The organism is Pseudomonas sp. 10(2024), from assembly GCF_045164175.1.
Classification (GTDB): Bacteria; Pseudomonadota; Gammaproteobacteria; order Pseudomonadales; family Pseudomonadaceae; genus Aquipseudomonas; species Aquipseudomonas alloputida.
On the sequence record NZ_CP174006.1, the window covers coordinates 4,004,167 to 4,021,528 of the forward strand.

Annotated in this window: 15 protein-coding genes and 1 tRNA gene; 8 read left to right on the forward strand and 8 right to left on the reverse strand. The window is 62.5% G+C overall.

What is annotated here, in order from left to right; translation table 11 throughout:
- Positions 1-10 precede the first annotated feature (10 nt).
- Positions 11-2,158 carry a fatty acid oxidation complex subunit alpha FadB gene (fadB, locus tag ACI7M0_RS18190; protein ID WP_020192584.1) on the reverse strand — a complete coding sequence of 716 codons (2,148 nt, stop codon included), beginning with the start codon at positions 2,156-2,158 and terminating at the stop codon, positions 11-13.
- 611 nt (positions 2,159-2,769) lie between these two features.
- Complete coding sequence (locus ACI7M0_RS18195; protein ID WP_003248762.1) at positions 2,770-3,207, reverse strand: hypothetical protein; 438 nt, start codon at positions 3,205-3,207, stop codon at positions 2,770-2,772.
- Positions 3,208-3,317: 110 nt separating this feature from the next.
- On the opposite strand from ACI7M0_RS18195, the gene ACI7M0_RS18200 reads away from it, so the two are divergent.
- Positions 3,318-3,758: a universal stress protein gene (locus ACI7M0_RS18200; RefSeq protein WP_014591782.1), complete on the forward strand. Its 441-nt coding sequence runs from the start codon at positions 3,318-3,320 to the stop codon at positions 3,756-3,758.
- Positions 3,759-3,865: 107 nt separating this feature from the next.
- Here ACI7M0_RS18200 and ACI7M0_RS18205 read toward each other — a convergent pair whose 3' ends face one another.
- Entirely contained in the window at positions 3,866-5,794 is a 1,929-nt protein-coding gene (locus ACI7M0_RS18205; RefSeq protein ID WP_014591783.1) for an ATP-binding cassette domain-containing protein, read from the reverse strand.
- A gap of 220 nt (positions 5,795-6,014) precedes the next feature.
- Here ACI7M0_RS18205 and ACI7M0_RS18210 point away from each other — a divergent pair, with 220 nt between their 5' ends.
- Positions 6,015-7,940, forward strand: coding sequence for a transglycosylase SLT domain-containing protein (locus ACI7M0_RS18210; protein WP_129933321.1), 1,926 nt, complete (start codon positions 6,015-6,017; stop codon positions 7,938-7,940).
- A 111-nt stretch (positions 7,941-8,051) separates the two neighbouring features.
- Here the strand turns inward: ACI7M0_RS18210 and ACI7M0_RS18215 are convergent, their stop codons facing one another.
- Positions 8,052-8,855 (reverse strand): MOSC domain-containing protein, encoded by an 804-nt coding sequence (locus ACI7M0_RS18215; RefSeq protein WP_129933320.1) that lies wholly within the window; start codon positions 8,853-8,855, stop codon positions 8,052-8,054.
- 55 nt (positions 8,856-8,910) lie between these two features.
- Complete coding sequence (locus ACI7M0_RS18220) at positions 8,911-9,846, reverse strand: chemotaxis protein CheV (RefSeq protein WP_003248753.1); 936 nt, start codon at positions 9,844-9,846, stop codon at positions 8,911-8,913.
- 350 nt (positions 9,847-10,196) lie between these two features.
- On the opposite strand from ACI7M0_RS18220, the gene ACI7M0_RS18225 reads away from it, so the two are divergent.
- From ACI7M0_RS18225 to ACI7M0_RS18235, 3 genes are all read left to right on the forward strand, one after another.
- Positions 10,197-10,706 (forward strand): histidine kinase, encoded by a 510-nt coding sequence (locus ACI7M0_RS18225; protein ID WP_104962214.1) that lies wholly within the window; start codon positions 10,197-10,199, stop codon positions 10,704-10,706.
- A 366-nt stretch (positions 10,707-11,072) separates the two neighbouring features.
- Positions 11,073-11,969: a sensor histidine kinase gene (locus ACI7M0_RS18230; protein ID WP_020192587.1), complete on the forward strand. Its 897-nt coding sequence runs from the start codon at positions 11,073-11,075 to the stop codon at positions 11,967-11,969.
- Positions 11,959-12,618 carry a response regulator transcription factor gene (locus ACI7M0_RS18235; protein WP_129933319.1) on the forward strand — a complete coding sequence of 220 codons (660 nt, stop codon included), beginning with the start codon at positions 11,959-11,961 and terminating at the stop codon, positions 12,616-12,618. The genes ACI7M0_RS18230 and ACI7M0_RS18235 overlap by 11 nt, the downstream gene beginning before the upstream one ends.
- On the opposite strand, the gene yegS is transcribed toward ACI7M0_RS18235, so the two are convergent.
- A complete protein-coding gene (yegS, locus tag ACI7M0_RS18240; RefSeq protein WP_010953119.1) occupies positions 12,602-13,489 on the reverse strand; it encodes a lipid kinase YegS in 888 nt (295 codons plus the stop codon). The two genes, ACI7M0_RS18235 and yegS, sit on opposite strands and share 17 nt — an antisense overlap.
- A 256-nt stretch (positions 13,490-13,745) precedes the next feature.
- Here yegS and ACI7M0_RS18245 point away from each other — a divergent pair, with 256 nt between their 5' ends.
- Positions 13,746-14,993 (forward strand): glycosyltransferase family 4 protein, encoded by a 1,248-nt coding sequence (locus ACI7M0_RS18245; protein WP_064492321.1) that lies wholly within the window; start codon positions 13,746-13,748, stop codon positions 14,991-14,993.
- Here ACI7M0_RS18245 and glp read toward each other — a convergent pair.
- Entirely contained in the window at positions 14,982-16,208 is a 1,227-nt protein-coding gene (gene glp, locus ACI7M0_RS18250; protein WP_129933318.1) for a gephyrin-like molybdotransferase Glp, read from the reverse strand. The two genes, ACI7M0_RS18245 and glp, sit on opposite strands and share 12 nt — an antisense overlap.
- Positions 16,192-16,731, reverse strand: coding sequence for a molybdenum cofactor biosynthesis protein B (moaB, locus tag ACI7M0_RS18255; RefSeq protein ID WP_010953117.1), 540 nt, complete (start codon positions 16,729-16,731; stop codon positions 16,192-16,194). The genes glp and moaB overlap by 17 nt, the downstream gene beginning before the upstream one ends.
- Positions 16,732-16,918: 187 nt before the next feature.
- Here moaB and ACI7M0_RS18260 point away from each other — a divergent pair, with 187 nt between their 5' ends.
- Positions 16,919-17,140, forward strand: a complete 222-nt coding sequence (locus tag ACI7M0_RS18260; RefSeq protein ID WP_129933317.1) for a YgdI/YgdR family lipoprotein — start codon at positions 16,919-16,921, stop codon at positions 17,138-17,140.
- An 80-nt stretch (positions 17,141-17,220) separates the two neighbouring features.
- Positions 17,221-17,297, forward strand: a tRNA-Pro gene (locus tag ACI7M0_RS18265).
- Positions 17,298-17,362: the final 65 nt, after the last annotated feature.

Sequence of the window (17,362 nt, forward strand, 5' to 3'; positions counted from 1 at the left end):
CGTTGACCGCTCAGTTGAAGAAGCGCTGGCCGTTCTTGGCCATTTCACGCAGCTTGGCGGTCGGGTGGTACAGCGGCCCCAGGTCGGCGTACTGATCGGCCAGGGCAACGAATTCGGCCACACCGATCGAGTCGATGTAACGCAGCGCACCACCGCGGAAGGGAGGGAAACCAATGCCGTAGACCAAGCCCATGTCAGCTTCGGCGGCGGTTTCGACGATGCCGTCTTCCAGGCAACGCACGGTCTCAAGGCACAGCGGGACCATCATCCAGTTGATGATGTCTTCGTCGGTCACTTCACGCTGCTCGAACACGATAGGCTTGAGCACGTCAAGCACGGTGGCATCGAAGACCTTCTTCGGCTTGCCACGCTTGTCGGTTTCGTAGGCGTAGAAGCCCTTGCCGTTCTTCTGGCCCAGGCGGTTGGCCTCGTACAGCGCATCAACGGCCGAGCGACGCTCGTCCTTCATGCGGTCCGGGAAACCTTCGGCCATCACATCGCGGCCATGGTGACCGGTGTCGATGCCGACCACGTCCATCAGGTAGGCCGGGCCCATCGGCCAGCCGAACTTTTCCATGACCTTGTCGATGCGCACAAAATCGACACCGGCGCTGACCAGCCTGGCGAAACCGCCGAAGTAAGGGAACAGCACGCGGTTGACCAAAAAGCCCGGGCAGTCGTTGACCACGATCGGGTTCTTGCCCATTTTCTTGGCGTAGGCCACGGTGGTGGCGACCGCCACTTCACTGGACTTCTCGCCACGGATCACTTCAACCAGCGGCATCATGTGCACCGGGTTGAAGAAGTGCATGCCGACGAAGTTTTCCGGGCGCTTGAGCGCCTTGGCCAGCAGGTTGATGGAGATGGTCGAGGTGTTGGAAGCGAGGATCGCATCGTCCTTCACCTGACCTTCCACTTCCGCCAGTACCGCTTGCTTGACCTTCGGGTTCTCGACCACAGCCTCGACGACGATGTCGACATTGGCGAAATCGCCATAGGACAGGGTCGGGCGAATGGCGTTGAGGGCCTCGGCCATCTTGGCCGGGGTCAGGCGGCCCTTCTCGACGCGGTTGCCAAGCAGCTTGGAGGCCTCGTTCAGACCCAGCTGAATGGCTTCCTCGCGGATGTCCTTCATCAGGATCGGCGTACCTTTGACCGCCGACTGGTAGGCGATACCGCCGCCCATGATGCCGGCGCCGAGCACGGCGGCCTGCTTCACGTCGTGGGCGATCTCGTCATGCGCCTTGGCCTTGCGCTTGAGTTCCTGATCGTTGAGGAACAAGCCGATCAGGCTCTCGGCGACCGAGGTCTTGGCCAGCTTGGCAAAGCCTGCTGCTTCGACTTCCAGGGCCTTGTCGCGACCGAAGTTGGCGGCTTTCTGGATGCTCTTGATCGCTTCGACCGGGGCCGGGTAGTTCGGGCCGGCCTGGCCAGCGACGAAGCCCTTGGCAGTCTCGAAGGCCATCATCTGCTCGATGGCATTGAGCTTGAGCTTTTCCAGCTTCGGCTGGCGCTTGGCCTTGTAGTCCAGCTCGCCACTGATGGCACGCTTGATCAGGTCGAGGGCACCGGCCAGCAGCAGCTCAGGGGCGACCACGGCGTCGACGGCCCCCACTTTCAGGGCATCTTCGGCACGGTTTTCCTTGCCGGCGGCGATCCACTCGATGGCGTTGTCCGAGCCGATCAGGCGCGGCAGGCGCACGGTACCGCCGAAGCCCGGGTAGATACCCAGCTTGACTTCCGGCAGGCCGATCCTGGCGCTGGTAGACATGACCCGGTAGTCGGCCGCCAGGCACATTTCCAGGCCGCCGCCCAGCGCGATGCCGTTGATGGCGGCAACGGTCGGCACTTCGAGGTCTTCGAAGGCGTTGAAGATGCGATTGGCTTCCAGGTTGCCAGCGACCAGTTCGGCCTCAGGCAGCTTGAAGTTGTCGACGAACTCGGTGATGTCGGCGCCGACGATGAACACGTCCTTGCCACTGCTGACGATCACGCCCTTGACCGAAGCATCGGCCCGGATGGCATCGACGGCCTGGCGCAGCTCGTTCAGGGTAAGGCGGTTGAACTTGTTGACGGACTCACCCTTGAGGTCGAACTTGAGCTCGACGATGCCACTTTCAAGAGCCTTAACCGTGATGGCTTTACCTTCGTAAATCATCAACTGATCTCCACGATATGGAAGCTGAACTGTACACGCCGATCGCTGCAGCAGAAGCAGGCCTAAGCTGCCTTGCCCCAGGCACACCCGTCAGCGCGCTAGTCGGAAGTATGGCTTGGCGTCATGACATACAAACGCTCAATTCATACGCCCGTTTGATTTGGGTGTGCACACATTCTCCGAAAAGATGGGCGTTGTCAAATGCTCACGAGCACGGCGAAAACGCGACTTTCCAGTCATTTTCTATCGTCCGGGTACAAAACATGATGACAGTGATCGCCGGTCATTCATGTCAGCGATTGACCACAAGCATCGGCTGATTGCTTTGCGCTTGCGCGAAGAGCCAAGGCGACTACACTGGCACTTGCTTGAATGAATAACCCGGCCTGCCTGGCCTTTTCTGCGCAGCAGAACGCAAAGCGGCGACTTGGCACCCCACCCCTTCAGGGTTATGCCGAGCCGCCGCTTTGTCGTTACAGCACAGATTGACCAGCCTGGATGCCCCGGTAGGAGCGGGTTTACCCGCGAAGCAGGCACCGCGCAGTTTGGCACCGACTCTGCCGGTGTTCGCAAGTGTCTCCTCGCCTACAGAGGCCGCGTATGGGCGGCGCTCAAGCCAAGGTTTCGAGTGCGTAGGCAACATCCTGCAACACAGCAGTATCGCCGCGCTCGGTCCAGTACAGGGCAATCATCCGCGCATCGGCCTCGACCTTGTACACACTCGCCGGCAAACGCGACAAGGCGCCCATGAAGCGTGGGTCTTCGCAGGGTTCGCGCCACTGGTTCCACCACACCCCGGGGCTGACCTGCCAGAAGCTGAAGCTGTCCTCATGCCCACGGCGCCGGGCTCGGTGATACTGCGGGCAAGGGCTTGGCGGCTCCTTTTCCAGCCAGTGCGGCCACTGCTGCGGCGCCAGCTGCATGGCCAAACCCATGCGCCGCGCCTCCAGGCGCAACTTCATCTGCTCGCTCTGCTTGCGCGAGCTGCGCAGCCAGGAAAGCGGACTGAGAATCAGCGCAAGGATTGACACCACCAGCAATACCGTCATATCAGTAGTTCCCATAAAGCGTTGCAAATGAGCTGGTTAGCCATTTTTCACGGTAGACCCGCCCTAAAGCGACCATACTTCTTCTATCGCGATTGTCAGGAGTACCGCTCATGCAATACGAACATTTGTTGGTCGCCGTCGACCTGACCGAAGAATGCGACCCGGTGATCAAGCGCGCCATGGCGCTGGCAGAGCCTTCGAAAGCCAAGGTATCCCTGGTGCACATCGTCGAGCCGATGGCCATGGCCTTCGGCGGTGACGTACCGATGGACCTGTCGCAGCTGCAACAGCAGCAGTTCGACCAGGCCAAGGAGCGCATGGACCGGCTGTTCAACAAATACCCGGAAATCAACCGCGGCGACTCGCACCTGACCTACGGCCAGCCTCGCCAGGAAATCCACCAGTTGGCCAAGGACCAGAAGTGCGACTTGATCGTGGTCGGCAGCCATGGCCGTCACGGCCTGGCATTGCTGCTGGGCTCCACGGCCAACGATGTGCTGCACGGTGCGCCGTGTGACGTGCTGGCGGTACGCTTGCTGAAGAAGGATTGACTGGACCTGAACCGGCCTCTTCGCGGGCAAGCCCGCACATACAAGGGTATGGCACCCCCTGTAGGTGCGGCTTTACCCGCGAAGAGGCCGGAACAGGCTAACGCCCATCAGCCTTCCAGCTCAGCCCAGCGCTCTACCAAGACATCCAGCTCGCCCTGCAGCTTCTCGATCCGCGCCAGCACCGCCGAAGTTTCTGCAATCGGCCGCTGATAGAAGCCCGCCGCATTCACTTCTTCCTGGGCTTCAGCCATACGCTGCTCCAGCTCATCGATCTGCCCCGGCAGCATCTCCAGCTCACGCTGCAGCTTGTAGCTGAGCTTCTTCTTCGAAGCTTCTTCCACCACCGGCGCCGCAACAGGCTCAGGCTTGGCCTCGACCTTCTCCACCACCGCGCTGTTGAGCGCAGACTTACCGCCCTTGCTCTCGGTCACGCCCAGCAGCTTCGGCGAGCCGCCCTGGCGAATCCAGTCCTCGTAGCCGCCCACATACTCACGCACCTTGCCCTCGCCTTCGAACACCAGGGTGCTGGTCACGACGTTGTCGAGGAAGGCCCGGTCGTGGCTGACCATCAGCACGGTGCCCTTGTAGTTGGACAGCACCTCTTCCAGAAGCTCGAGGGTTTCCACGTCCAGGTCGTTGGTCGGTTCGTCGAGCACCAGCAGGTTGGCCGGCTTGCTGAACAGCTTGGCCAGCAGCAGCCGCGCACGCTCACCACCTGACAGCGCCTTGACCGGCGTGCGCGCACGCTGGGGACTGAACAGGAAATCGCCCAGGTAGCTCAGCACGTGGCGGTTCTGGCCATCGATCTCGATGAAATCACGGCCTTCGGCCAGGTTGTCGATCACGGTCTTTTCCAGGTCGAGCTGGTGGCGCATCTGGTCGAAATAGGCCACCTCAAGCTTGGTGCCGCGCTCCACTTTGCCCGCAGTGGGCTCAAGGTCGCCCAGCATCATCTTGAGCAACGTGGTCTTGCCAGTGCCGTTTGCGCCCAGCAGACCGATGCGATCCTGCCGCTGCAGGACCATGGAAAAGTCCTTGACCAGCAGGGGGCCGTCCGCGTGATGGAAGCTGACATTCTCCAACACCATCACCTGCTTGCCGGATTTGTCCGCGGCTTCGATCTGGATGTTGGCCTTGCCCTGTCGTTCACGGCGCTCGCCACGCTCCACACGCAGGGCCTTCAGTGCACGCACGCGGCCTTCGTTGCGGGTACGGCGGGCCTTGATGCCCTGGCGGATCCACACTTCTTCCTGGGCCAGGCGCTTGTCGAACAGCGCGTTGGCGGTTTCTTCGGCGGCCAGTGCGGCCTCCTTGTGCACCAGGAAGCTGGCATAGTCACCGTTCCAGTCGATCAGGCCGCCGCGGTCCAGTTCGAGGATACGGGTGGCCAGGTTCTGCAGGAACGAACGGTCGTGGGTAATGAACAATACCGCGCCGTTGAAGCCACGCAGGGCCTCTTCAAGCCAGGCGATGGCACCGATGTCCAGGTGGTTGGTCGGTTCGTCGAGCAGCAGCAGGTCAGGCTCGGACACCAGCGCCTGGGCCAGCAGTACGCGGCGGCGCCAGCCACCGGACAGCTCGGCCAGGGTCTTGTCGGCCGGCAGCTGCAGGCGGCTGAGTGTGCTTTCCACCACCTGCTGCAGGCGCCAGCCGTCGCGGGCTTCCAGCTCGTGCTGGACGTGCATGAGTTTTTCCAGGTCTTCATCGCCCTGGATGTTCATGCTCAGGTGGTGGAACTGCGCCAGCAACTCGCCCACGCCGTCCAGACCAGCGGCTACCACGTCGAACACCGTGCGCTCGTCGGCCACCGGCAGCTCCTGTGGCAACTCACCGATCTTCAGGCCAGGGGCACGCCAGATTTCGCCGTCGTCGCCCTTCTGCTCGCCCTTGACCAGGCGCAGCATGCTCGACTTGCCGGTGCCGTTGCGGCCGATGATGCACACCCGCTCGCCACGAGCGATCTGCCAGGACACTTTGTCCAGCAGCGGCATGGCGCCGAATGCGAGGGACACATCGCTGAATTTGAGCAGGGTCATGTTCGTCTCCATAAATCGGGCGCGCATTCTACCTGACTTGGCCCCCGACGGCATCCGCCAGGCCAACCGGTGGGCACCTGGCGACATCTGGTCGAACTTAATATCCCGATACAAGCACAGTGCTTTCACCCACTGCCGGCAAACAGCTAAGCTAAGGCAATAGCTTTCAACAGTGCTGGCTCCGCCGACACTTCCCATGGTTCAACTGCCCGGACGTATCATGCGCAGCCGCCTGTTACATATCGCATCCTGCCTGCTGCTTACCGCTGCCACCAGCGCGGCGCAGGCCACCGACCTGACCCTGCAACGCCAGTACTATGACGAGGCCAAGCGAGCGCTGGCCAAAGGCGACAAAGGCCCGTACCTGCGCTATGCCCAGGCCTTGAGCGACTACCCGTTGACGCCCTACCTGGCCTACGACGAACTCACCGCCCGCCTGAAAAGCGCCAGCAACCAGGAAATCGAAGGTTTCCTGGCCAAGCATGGCGACCTGCCCCAGGCCAACTGGATGAAACTGCGCTGGTTGCGCTGGCTGGCCGAACGCGGCGAGTGGGATACCTTCGTCAAGTACTACGACCCCAAGCTCAACTTCACCGAACTGGACTGCCTCAACGGCCAATACCAGCTCAGCCACGGCCTGCGCGCCGAAGGTTACGCCACCGCCGACAAACTGTGGAACGTCGGCAAATCGCAACCTGCCGCCTGCGACACGCTGTTCGCCATGTGGGCAGCCGAAGGCCAGCTGACCGAGGCCAAGCGCTGGGAACGCACCAAGCTGGCAGCCCAGGCGCGCAACTACGGCTTGGCCAACACCCTGGTCAAGACCCTGACCACCCTCGGCCCGCAGGGGCGCCTGCTGATCGACGTCGCGCAGAAGCCCGAGCTGCTCAACCAGCCGTCGCGCTTTACCCCGGTCAACGAGGCCATGTCCGACGTGGTCAGCCTCGGCCTTCGTCGCCTGGCCCGGCAGAACCCCGAGCGGGCCATGGCACTGCTCGACGATTACGCCCAGCGCATGCACTTCTCGGGTGACGAAAAGGTGGCCATCGCCCGCGAAATCGGCCTGACCCTCGCACGCCGCTACGACCCACGCGCGCTCGACCTGATGACCCGCTATGACCCCCAGCTGCGTGACAACACCGTCAGCGAATGGCGCCTTCGCCTGCTGCTGCGCCTGGGCCGTTGGGAGGACGCCTACGAGCTGACCAAGCGCCTTCCCCAGGACCTGGCCAGCACCAGCCGCTGGAAGTACTGGCAGGCTCGCAGCCTGGAGCTGGCACAGCCAAACAATCCGCAGGTCCCGCTGCTTTACAAGGCCGCAGCGCGTGAGCGTGACTTCTATGGCTTCCTCGCCGCCGACCGGGCACAGACACCGTACCAGCTGAACAACAAGCCGCTGCTGCTGAGCCCACAACTGGTCAAGAAGGTCCGCAACACGCCCGGCATCCAGCGCGCACTGGAATTTCACGCCCGCGGTCAGATCGTCGACGGCCGCCGTGAGTGGTACCACGTCAGCCGCCACTTCACCCGTGACGAGATGGTTGCGCAGGCACGCCTGGGCTATGAGCTGCGCTGGTACTTCCCGGCCATCCGCACCATCAGCCAGGCCCGGTACTGGGACGACCTGGACATCCGCTTCCCCATGGCCCACCGCGACACGCTGGTGCGTGAAGCCAAGGTTCGCGGCCTGCATTCGAGCTGGGTATTCGCCATCACTCGCCAGGAAAGCGCCTTCATGGAGGACGCACGCTCACCCGTGGGCGCCAGCGGCCTGATGCAGCTGATGCCGGCCACCGCCAAGGAAACCGCACGCAAGTTCAGCATCCCGCTGGCCTCACCGGCGCAAGTGCTGAACCCGGACAAGAACATCCAGCTGGGTGCGGCCTACCTGAGCCAGGTACACAGCCAGTTCAACGGCAACCGGGTGCTGGCTTCGGCAGCCTACAACGCCGGGCCCGGGCGCGTGCGACAGTGGCTCAAAGGGGCCAAGCACCTGAGCTTCGATGTATGGGTGGAGTCGATCCCGTTCGACGAAACGCGCCAGTATGTACAGAACGTGCTGTCGTATTCGGTGATCTACGGGCAGAAGCTGAATTCACCGCAGCCATTGGTGGATTGGCATGAACGGTATTTCGATGACATGTGATTGCTGTTGAGCCTGTACCGGCCTCTTCGCGGGTGAACCCGCTCCTACAAGGGTTACGCGGTCGTTGTAGGAGCGGGTTCACCCGCGAAGAGGCCGGCACAGGCAACACACCTATTCCAGGATTTCTACTTCCATCCCAACCTCCAGCCACCCACTGCCATCCACAGCCAGGTTCTGGCCGAACAGCACGTCGCCTTCTTTTTCGCGGAAAGTCTTCAGCGTAGCCATCGGCTCACGGTCAGCGCTACGCTCCCCGGTGGCTGGATCGATGGTCGTGAAGATGCACCGCACACTGGGCTTGAGCACGCGAAACGCCAAGCTGCCGATGCGAATCCGCTTCCAGCCATCCTCGGCAAACGGCTCCGCGCCCTGCACCACCAGGTTGGGCCGAAAGCGCCGCATCGACATGGGCCGGCCAATACGCCGGTTAAGCTCGTCCAGCGAACCCTGCCCAATCAGCAGCAAGGGGAAACCATCCGGAAACGCCGCACGGTCACTGTTGAAGCCGTAACCATTGGGCAGGTAACGCGCACGCTGCTCCGGGCAATGCACCAGGCGTACGGCTTTGCCCAGCAACTCACTCAACCAGGCCGCCGCGGCATCGCCAGCGTCCGGCACACGCAGGGTATCGCGCCAGATCGTCACACCGCGCAGGGCGTCATCGGCAGGCGGTACAGGCACCCGCAACGGCGCCTGTCCAGGGGCTTGCAGCAGCAACTGGCCGCTGTCGTCATCGCTCGCGTCGATCTGGCCAAGTTGTGGCCAGGCACGCTGGGTCAGGAAGCGTCCGTTTTCTTCCTCGACCACCATCCAGCGCCGGTCGCCTTGCAACCCCAGCAACCCCACCGGTGATGCCTTCAGGCTTTGCGCCTGCGCAGATTTCACCGGGTATCGATACAACTCACTGAGAAACATCCCTGCTGCCTCGCTTCATGCCAAAAGCCAAGCTTATACCTGGCCGGCACAACGTTCACGCAGCGGTGGTATCCAGCAGCAGGCGCTGCTTGACCACATCGACCAGGCGATCAGGCTGGAACTTGGAAAGGAAGTTGTCACAGCCCACCTTCTTCACCATGGATTCGTTGAAACTGCCCGACAGCGAGGTGTGCAGCACCACATAGAGCTGGCGCAGACGGGCATCGCTGCGGATCTCGGTGGTCAGCCGATAGCCGTCCATTTCCGGCATTTCTGCATCGGTGAACACCATCAGCAGCTTTTCGCACACGTCTTCACCGGCGTCGGCCCAGCCCTTGAGCATGCGCAGCGCCTTCAGGCCATCACTGGCCACATGCAGCTTCATGCCCAGCTGGGACAAGGTATCGCGCAATTGCGCCAAGGCCACACTGGAGTCGTCCACCAGCAGCACTTCGCGGCCGCGGGCCCGGGCCAGCACTGGGTCGGCGAGCTTGTCGCCAGAAACCCGGGCGTTGTAGGGCACGATTTCGGCCAGCACCTTTTCCACGTCGATCACCTCCACCAGCTTCTCATCGACCTTGGTGATGGCAGTCAGGTAGTGCTGGCGACCGGCACTGGAAGGCGGCGGCATGATCGACTCCCAATTCATGTTGACGATGCGGTCGACACCGCCTACCAGGAAGGCCTGCACCGAGCGGTTGTATTCGGTGACGATGATGGTGCTGTCCGGCCCCGGCTGTAGCGGGCGCATACCGATCGCCTGGGACAGGTCGATCACCGGCAGGGTCTGCCCGCGCAGGTTGACCACACCGCAGACATAGGCGTGGCGCTGGGGCATCAGGGTCAGCTTGGGCAGTTGCAGTACTTCCTGCACCTTGAACACGTTGATCGCGAACAGCTGGCGACCGGCCAGGCGAAACATCAGAATTTCCAGGCGGTTCTCACCCACCAGTTGCGTGCGTTGGTCTACCGTGTCGAGAATGCCAGCCATTGGAAAGCCCCCAGGCTTGAGTCGTAAAAGGTGAAATCATCTACCCTGTATCGGCGGCTTCACGCACACCTTGACCCTTGCGGGAAAATGCCGCGCGGATAATTGATATCACTTTACCATCATGCTTTACTGCCGACACGCCGAGGCAAATCAGGGCACGGCAAAAGTTCCCTACCCTAGCCTTTGATCAGGGAAACCCTTAGCGGCAATCGGGTGCAACCTGATGTTCGCGATATCCTTTAGCCATTAATGTGACGCCATTCTCATTGCATGAATGGAGTCAGGCTTTTGCTAGCTATCGTTTCGGCGTGCCCGCCCCCTGCGCCTACCCCACGCGCGGGGACTTGATGATGGACACTGCCTTATCGTTCGATGACGCCCTGCAGGGCTTTCTGCTGGATGCCCAGGTACTGCTGACCCAGGCCCAGGAATGCCTGCAGCATCTGGAGCTTATAGACAATGACCCGGATGCCTGCAGTTGCCTGAACAACACCCTCGACACTATCGCCCGTCAAGCTACGCGCCTGGGCCTGCGTGAAGTTGCCCACTACACCACCTCCCTGCAACAGTTGCTCGCCCCGGCCTGTCACGGTGGTTGCCTGCAGCGTGAAGCCCTGCCCGCGATAGGGGCGTGCCTGACCTTGCTGGCCTGGCAGTTGGAGCTGGTCGATAGCCGTACAGGGCGACTGAACCTGGACATCGGTGAGCAACTGGTGCTGCTGGGTGAACTGGCCAAGGTCGTACAACCCCCCTTTGCGCCAGCCTGTGCGTCCTGCGATGAAGAAGGCAACGCGTGCATTCACCCGCACAGTGACGCGGCAACCAGCCCCCTCCCCAACCGCTCTAACCGCATGCATTAACCTGACGCAAAGTGCAACTAAGCAACTTTATTGAAACCCGACCATGGTCGAACTTTGAAAGTTCACCAGGCTTTCGGTGCATGCCGTTGAATCATTGTCGCGCTAGTTACAGCACAAGTGGGTACAGCGCGATTAAAGGGTGGCACTTTGCTACCCGAAAGCGCCCGACCAGTAGGCGTTTCAACGCGTTACCCGGCCGCGACCGATGCAATGCAAAGTGGTAATATGCGCCCCCACAAACGCTTGCGACCGGAACAACGGTGGCAGGAATACGTGTTCAAAAAAACAACGAAAGTACTGCGCCAAAGCCTCTGAGCAGCATTGTGCAAGGCCTCCATCAGCAATACTTCAGTGGCCTCCCTACCTATGTTTCCACGCTTGAAGACTTCTTTGCATTGCTGCTCCCGCGCCGCCGTGCTGCGCTGGGCAACGGTCGGGCTGTGCGTGGCCTCACTGATTGCCAACATGGCGCTGTACCTGGCCAACCAGGCAATCCCGGCCAGCCTGCTAGTGCTGCAGTTGGTCGCCACGCTGGGTGCTGTTGTACAACTGGGCCTGGGCGCCAGGTCGATCCACCTGCGCCCGGCCGAGCTGGCCGAGCGCATGCTCAAGGTACAAGAAGACGAGCGCCAGCATCTGGGCCGGGAACTGCACGACGACATCGGTCAACTGCTCACCGCTGCCAAGCTGCAACTGCAGTGGCTGCAACGGCGCATGCCCGACGAGTTGCAGGGGCACTGCGACGCCCTGCGCAGCACGCTGGATGACACCCTCGGTAACGTGCGCGATGTTTCCGCGCTGCTCAACCCCCGGCAGTTGGCCAGCCTTGGCCTGGAAGCCAGCCTGCGCGCGCACCTGGTACGCACCCTGGCCACCAGCGGCGTGCACTGGAGCCTGGCGTGCAACCAGCGCCTGGGCGGCATCGACGAAGCCGTGGCCATGGCAGTGTTCCGTATTACCCAGGAGGCAGTGACCAACATGCTGCGCCACGCCCAGGCACACAACCTGGTCATCCGCCTGCAACGCACCCCTGAAGGGCTGTCGTTGTCGATCCAGGACGATGGTCGTGGTTTCGCCCCTGCCCGGCACCCGGCCGAGGCCGGTCAGCGCGGCCTGGCCGGCATGCAGGAGCGGGTAATCGCGCTGCAGGGCAGCCTCGACATCACCAGTCAGCCTGGCCGAGGCACGCAGATCGAAGCGATGTTCCCGTGGTCCCCGCGCACCCAGCAACGCGCCAGGAGTATTACCAACCATGACCTGTAGACTACTGCTGGTAGATGACCACTCGCTGATCCGCGCCGGGGTGCGTGCACTGGTCTGCGATATCCCCGACTATGACGTGGTCGGCGAAGCCGACGACGGCAACCAGCTACTCGACCAGGTACGCACACTGGCGCCCGACATCATCTTGCTGGACATTTCCATGCGTTCGACCAGCGGCCTGGACGCCCTCACCCAACTGCGGGCCAGCGGCAGTACCTGCAAGGTGCTGATCCTGTCCATGCACACCGACCCGGACCTGATCATGCGGGCCCTGGAAAGCGGCGCCCACGGCTACCTGCTCAAGGACACCAGCGCCACCGAGCTGGAACAGGCGCTGGGTGCCGTACGCCACGGTGAGCGCTACCTCAGCCCGGCCATCGCCCACACCGTCATCAACCAGGCGCTGCGGCACACCAAACAAGGCAAGCCGAGCGCTGGCGAACGGCATAATCTGACGTCACGGCAACTTGAGATCCTGCGCCTGATCGTGCGCGGCAAGTCCACCCGGGAAATCGCTGCGGGCCTGGGCCTGTCGATCAAGACCGTGGAAACTCACCGCTCGCAAATCATGAAGCGCCTGCAGATTCACGACGTGGCCGGCCTGGTGCTGTTCGCCGTACGCGAAAAAATCATCAGCCTGGATGACTGAGCAACGGCGACCCGGCCGGCAGGTGCAGGTGCAACGCCGCCGGCCTTGCCTGAAAGCGCAGGTTGGCAGCCTGCAACGGCTCGCCATCGAGGTTGATGTCCAACCCTTGCGAACTCTTGATCTCGACCCATGGCAGCCTGGCCCGAACGAACAGGCCGTCACCGCCCAAAAGGTCCCGCAGAGCCCCCACCACTTCCTGTGGTGCAGGCAGAATAGCGACGTCAAGCAAACCGTCGTTGACCATGGCTTCGGGGCACAGCACCTGCCCGCCCCCAGCCTGTCGGCCATTGCCGATACCCAGCGCCAGCAAATCCCCTTGCCAATGGAAGCCTGGCCCCTGTAGCTCCACCGAAGCCGCCTGTAGCTCACTGAAGCGGGACAACCCGGTGAACAGGTAAGCCGCAGCGCCCAGCACTTTCTTGAGGTCTTCGGAGGTATTGGCGGTGACCTGGCTGCCAAAGCCACCCGTGGCCATGTTGAGGAACAGCTGATCGCCAGCCTGCCCCAGGTCTATCGGTTGTGGCGCGACATTCAGCAAGGCCAGCGCCGATGCCGGCTCCAAGGGGATGCCAGCGGCTTTGGCAAAATCGTTGGCCGTACCCAAGGGCAACAAGGCCAGGCTGGCCTGGGTAGCGGCCAGGCCCATGGCCTCGGCCACATCACGCAACGTGCCGTCCCCGCCACCGGCGACGATATGGCTGTAGCCCGCTGCCAGTGCCTCGGCGACCAGCCGTTGGGCGTCGCCCGCCTCCCAGGTAACCCGTACATCCAGCACCCAGCCGCTATCGCGCAGGTCGCCCACGGCGCTGCGCACGTCTTCGTTCATCGCCTGCTTGCCGTGCAGCACCAGCATTGCCTTGCGCCCTTGCATGTGCGCGTCTCCGTAAAATGGACCACCCCCTATCTCGACCACTGGCCTGCGCGGATCGTTGCATGGCCTGGAAAAAACATTGGGCCGGCGCCACGCCTGCAACTGATCGCGTCGCCGGTCATTTTTTCCACACTTGGCAATCCCGGCTATGCTCAGCAAATACCCCTATTGCCATGGACGCGCCCGGCAGTGGCTCCCCCACTGCTGTCAACGGGCGCGTTTTGCTATCTGCAGCCTTTTGCGAGGACTTTGGGTCATGCGCATTCTCTGGACACTGCCCTACCTGCCTTGGCCGACCACCAGCGGCCACAAGACCCGGCAATACCATCTGCTGCGTGCACTGGCCCAGCGCGGTCACCGGATCACCCTGCTGGTGCAGTCGAAAATCCCTCTCAGCGACGCAGCACGCGAGGCCCTCGAGCCACTCCTCGAACGCCTGATCGTGCTACCCCGCAGGCCGCTGCACAGCCCACTCAACCTGCTGGCTTCCCCCATCATCGACTACCCCATGCGGGCAATCATCAATGGCCTGGCACCTTGCTTGCGGCACCGGTTCGAGCAACTGCTGGACGAACCCTGGGACGTGATCCAGATCGAGCACAGCTACAGCTTCCAGCCGTTCGAAAAAGCCCTGCAGGCTCGCAGGCTGCCCTTCATGCTTAGCGAGCACACCCTGGAGTCGGTAATGGGCGGTGCCTGCCACGATCGCCTGCCGCTGTGGCTGCGCCCGCTCAACGCCTTCGACCGCTGGCGCTACCGGCGCTGGGAGCACCGTGTGCTGCGCCAGCCCACCGAACTGGTGGCTGTCAGCGCCCACGATGCCGAGCTAATCGCGCAGATCAGCGGGCGCCCGGTGAATGTGGTGGTCAACGGCGTGGACTGTGATTTCTACCAGCAGGTGCAACCTGCGCTGCACAGCCAGCGTCTGTTGTTCGTCGGCAATTTTGAATATGGCGCCAATCTGGAGGCCATCGAATGGGCACTGGACGACATCATGCCGAAGGTTTGGATGAGCAACCCGGCAGTGCGTCTGGCGATCGCCGGGCATGCCATGCCGGCCAACTGGAAGCTTCACTGGAACGACCCACGCATTGAATGGTTCGGCTACCGCCCCGACCTGCGTGAACTGCAACGACGTTCCGCGCTGTTCTTTGCCCCCCTGCGTTATGCCGGTGGCTCGAAGGTGAAAATCCTCGAAGCGATGGCCGCCGGCTTACCCGTGATCACCACCGACAAGGGCGTTTCAGGCCTGACCGTGAATAACGGCGAGCACTACGTGGGCAGTGACGACGGTGACCAACTGGCATTGCTGATCACCCAGTTGCTCAATCAACCCTGGCGCATGAGCCAGTTGAGCGATGCCGGGCGCCAGTTTGCCCGCCAGCGCCACGACTGGAGCGTGGCTGCCCAACAACTGGAGAATGTGCACATACGCCTGACCCAGGCGGCACCGGCCGAGGCCGCGCCGCTGGCCAGTGCCTGGCTGGGCCGCTCAGCCAAGTAGCTCGCTGAAGGGGATGAATGGCACGTTGTCGCCCTGCTTCGGCGTGCTGCCTTCACGCACTTCCACCAGCCCCTGCGCCCAAGCGGCGCTGCGCAGCACACCCGAGCTCTGGTTCTTGTAGATGCGCACGCGGCCCTGTTCGATGCGCGCGCGCAGGTATTCGCGGCGCGTACCCGGCTTGGGCCAGTCAAACCCGGCCGGCATGTCGAACCGCAACGGCGTGACGTCAATCACCCCCTGACGACGCAGCAGGTAGGGCCTGGTCAGCAGACCGAAGGTGACCAAGGTCGAGGCCGGGTTACCCGGCAAGCCAATCACCGGCACGCCCTGGAAGTGGCCGAAGGTCAGCGGCTTGCCCGGTTTGATCGCCAGCTTCCACAACGCCAGTTCGCCAGCCTCGCGCAGGGCAGCACCGAGGTAGTCGGCCTCGCCCACCGAGACACCTCCGGTGGACAGAATCAGGTCTACGCCACCCAGTTCAGCCAGGCAGGTGCGAGTGCGCGCCAGGTCATCCGGCAGGATGCCGGCATCGACCACTTCGCAACCCAGCCGCTGCAACCAGCTGACCAGCAGCCTGCGGTTGCTGTTGTAGATCTGCCCGGGCCCGAGCGGCAGGCCTGGCTCGACCAGTTCGTCGCCGGTCGACAGCACTGCCACTTTCACCTTGCGCACCACGTCCAGACGGCCATGCCCCAAGGTCGCCGCCAGGCCGAGTTCGATCGGCCCAAGGCGGGTGCCGGCGCTCATCACCTGCTCGCCTTTACGGGTTTCCTGGCCTTGAGGGCGTATGTTCTGCTCGGTGCGCAACACTTCGAGAAAGCGCACCCGGCCATCTTCGAGCACTTCGGTGTTTTCCTGCATTTCGACGCAGTCGGCCCCCTCCGGCACAGGCGCACCGGTGAAGATCCGCGCGCAGGTACCCGGTTGCAGCGGCTGGGGCGCATGACCGGCGAAAATACGCTGGCTGACCGGCAGCGGCTGGCCCTGCCAGTCAGCCAGGTGCAAGGCATAACCGTCCATGGCGCTGTTCGGCCAGGGCGGCAGATCGAGCGAGGCCACCAGGTCGGTGGCCAGCACGCGGCCCTCGGCTTCGGCCAGCGGCAGGTTTTCGGTCTCGCGGATCGGTGCAGCTTCGGCCAGCGCCAGCAGTTGCTCCAGCGCCTGTTCCACCGGCATCAGCGGCCGGGCCTGGCTGACCTCAGCCACGGCTGTCACAGGCCGCTGCCTGCTTCAGGTGCGCCACGAAGTTGCACGGGCGATGACGGGCATCGAGCTGCTCGGCCAGGATGCCATCCCAACCGGTGCGCACAGCGTTGGTCGAGCCCGGCAGGCAGCACACCAGCGTACCGTTGGCCAGCCCGGCCAAGGCTCGCGATTGCACGGTGGAGGTGCCAATGTCGGCCACGGAAATCTGCCGGAACAACTCACCAAAGCCGTCTACTTGCTTGTCCAGCAGGCAGGCCACCGCCTCGGGGGTGCTGTCGCGGCCAGTAAACCCGGTACCGCCCGTAATCAGCACCACTTGCACGTTGTCATCGGCGATCCATGTGGCGACCTGGGCCCGGATCTTGTACAGGTCATCCTTGAGCAGCACGCGCTCGGCAAGGCGGTGACCGGCGGCGCTCAGGCGGTCGACGAACATCTGGCCAGAGGTGTCGGTGTCGAAGGTACGGGTGTCGCTGACCGTGAGCACGGCGATGTTCAGCGCCACGAAGGGGGTATCTGCCTTGGCTTTCATGGGTGTCCGTCACAACAGGATGAGATGGACGCAGTTATATCACAGCGCACCTTTTCCAGCGTTGCCCCCCTCAGCCTTGCCTTGGGTCAAGAGAACGAATTAATCGCTATGCTGCACTTGGAGTGAACTTGCACTAACGTCCTGCGTCATAAATGTCATCTAGCACCATCGCACTTGGAGAAACACGATGATCAAACGGACCCTACCCGCCTTCCTGCTTGCCTTGGGTTTGGGCGCCCTTGCTGGCTGCTCGACCCCAACCGTCATTACCCTGAACGATGGCCGGGAGATCCAGGCGACCGACAAACCGTCCTACGATGAAGACTCTGGCTTCTATGAATTCGAGCAACTCGACGGCAAGCGCACACGCCTGAACAAGGACCAGATCCGCAGCGTCAAAGAGCTCTGATCAAGGCCCCGTTCAGGCTATGGCCCTTTAAACAACAAGGGCTTGCGAGCAAAAACGGGATGCAGTAGGATTTTGTTCATCGGAGTGTAGCGCAGCCAGGTAGCGCGTCTCGTTCGGGACGAGAAGGCCGCAGGTTCGAATCCTGTCTCTCCGACCAAATCCTTGTCAGAAAGCCCGCCATGTGCGGGCTTTTTGTTGTGTGCGAAAAATACGTCAGTGCGC

Bases quoted from the DNA above. Each gene is read 5' to 3' on its own strand.
- fadB (WP_020192584.1), bottom strand. From the start codon at position 2,158: ATGATTTACGAAGGTAAAGCCATCACGGTTAAGGCTCTTGAAAGTGGC.
- ACI7M0_RS18195 (WP_003248762.1), bottom strand. From the start codon at position 3,207: ATGACGGTATTGCTGGTGGTGTCAATCCTTGCGCTGATTCTCAGTCCG.
- ACI7M0_RS18200 (WP_014591782.1), top strand. From the start codon at position 3,318: ATGCAATACGAACATTTGTTGGTCGCCGTCGACCTGACCGAAGAATGC.
- ACI7M0_RS18205 (WP_014591783.1), bottom strand. From the start codon at position 5,794: ATGACCCTGCTCAAATTCAGCGATGTGTCCCTCGCATTCGGCGCCATG.
- ACI7M0_RS18210 (WP_129933321.1), top strand. From the start codon at position 6,015: ATGCGCAGCCGCCTGTTACATATCGCATCCTGCCTGCTGCTTACCGCT.
- ACI7M0_RS18215 (WP_129933320.1), bottom strand. From the start codon at position 8,855: ATGTTTCTCAGTGAGTTGTATCGATACCCGGTGAAATCTGCGCAGGCG.
- ACI7M0_RS18220 (WP_003248753.1), bottom strand. From the start codon at position 9,846: ATGGCTGGCATTCTCGACACGGTAGACCAACGCACGCAACTGGTGGGT.
- ACI7M0_RS18225 (WP_104962214.1), top strand. From the start codon at position 10,197: ATGGACACTGCCTTATCGTTCGATGACGCCCTGCAGGGCTTTCTGCTG.
- ACI7M0_RS18230 (WP_020192587.1), top strand. From the start codon at position 11,073: ATGTTTCCACGCTTGAAGACTTCTTTGCATTGCTGCTCCCGCGCCGCC.
- ACI7M0_RS18235 (WP_129933319.1), top strand. From the start codon at position 11,959: ATGACCTGTAGACTACTGCTGGTAGATGACCACTCGCTGATCCGCGCC.
- yegS (WP_010953119.1), bottom strand. From the start codon at position 13,489: ATGCAAGGGCGCAAGGCAATGCTGGTGCTGCACGGCAAGCAGGCGATG.
- ACI7M0_RS18245 (WP_064492321.1), top strand. From the start codon at position 13,746: ATGCGCATTCTCTGGACACTGCCCTACCTGCCTTGGCCGACCACCAGC.
- moaB (WP_010953117.1), bottom strand. From the start codon at position 16,731: ATGAAAGCCAAGGCAGATACCCCCTTCGTGGCGCTGAACATCGCCGTG.
- ACI7M0_RS18260 (WP_129933317.1), top strand. From the start codon at position 16,919: ATGATCAAACGGACCCTACCCGCCTTCCTGCTTGCCTTGGGTTTGGGC.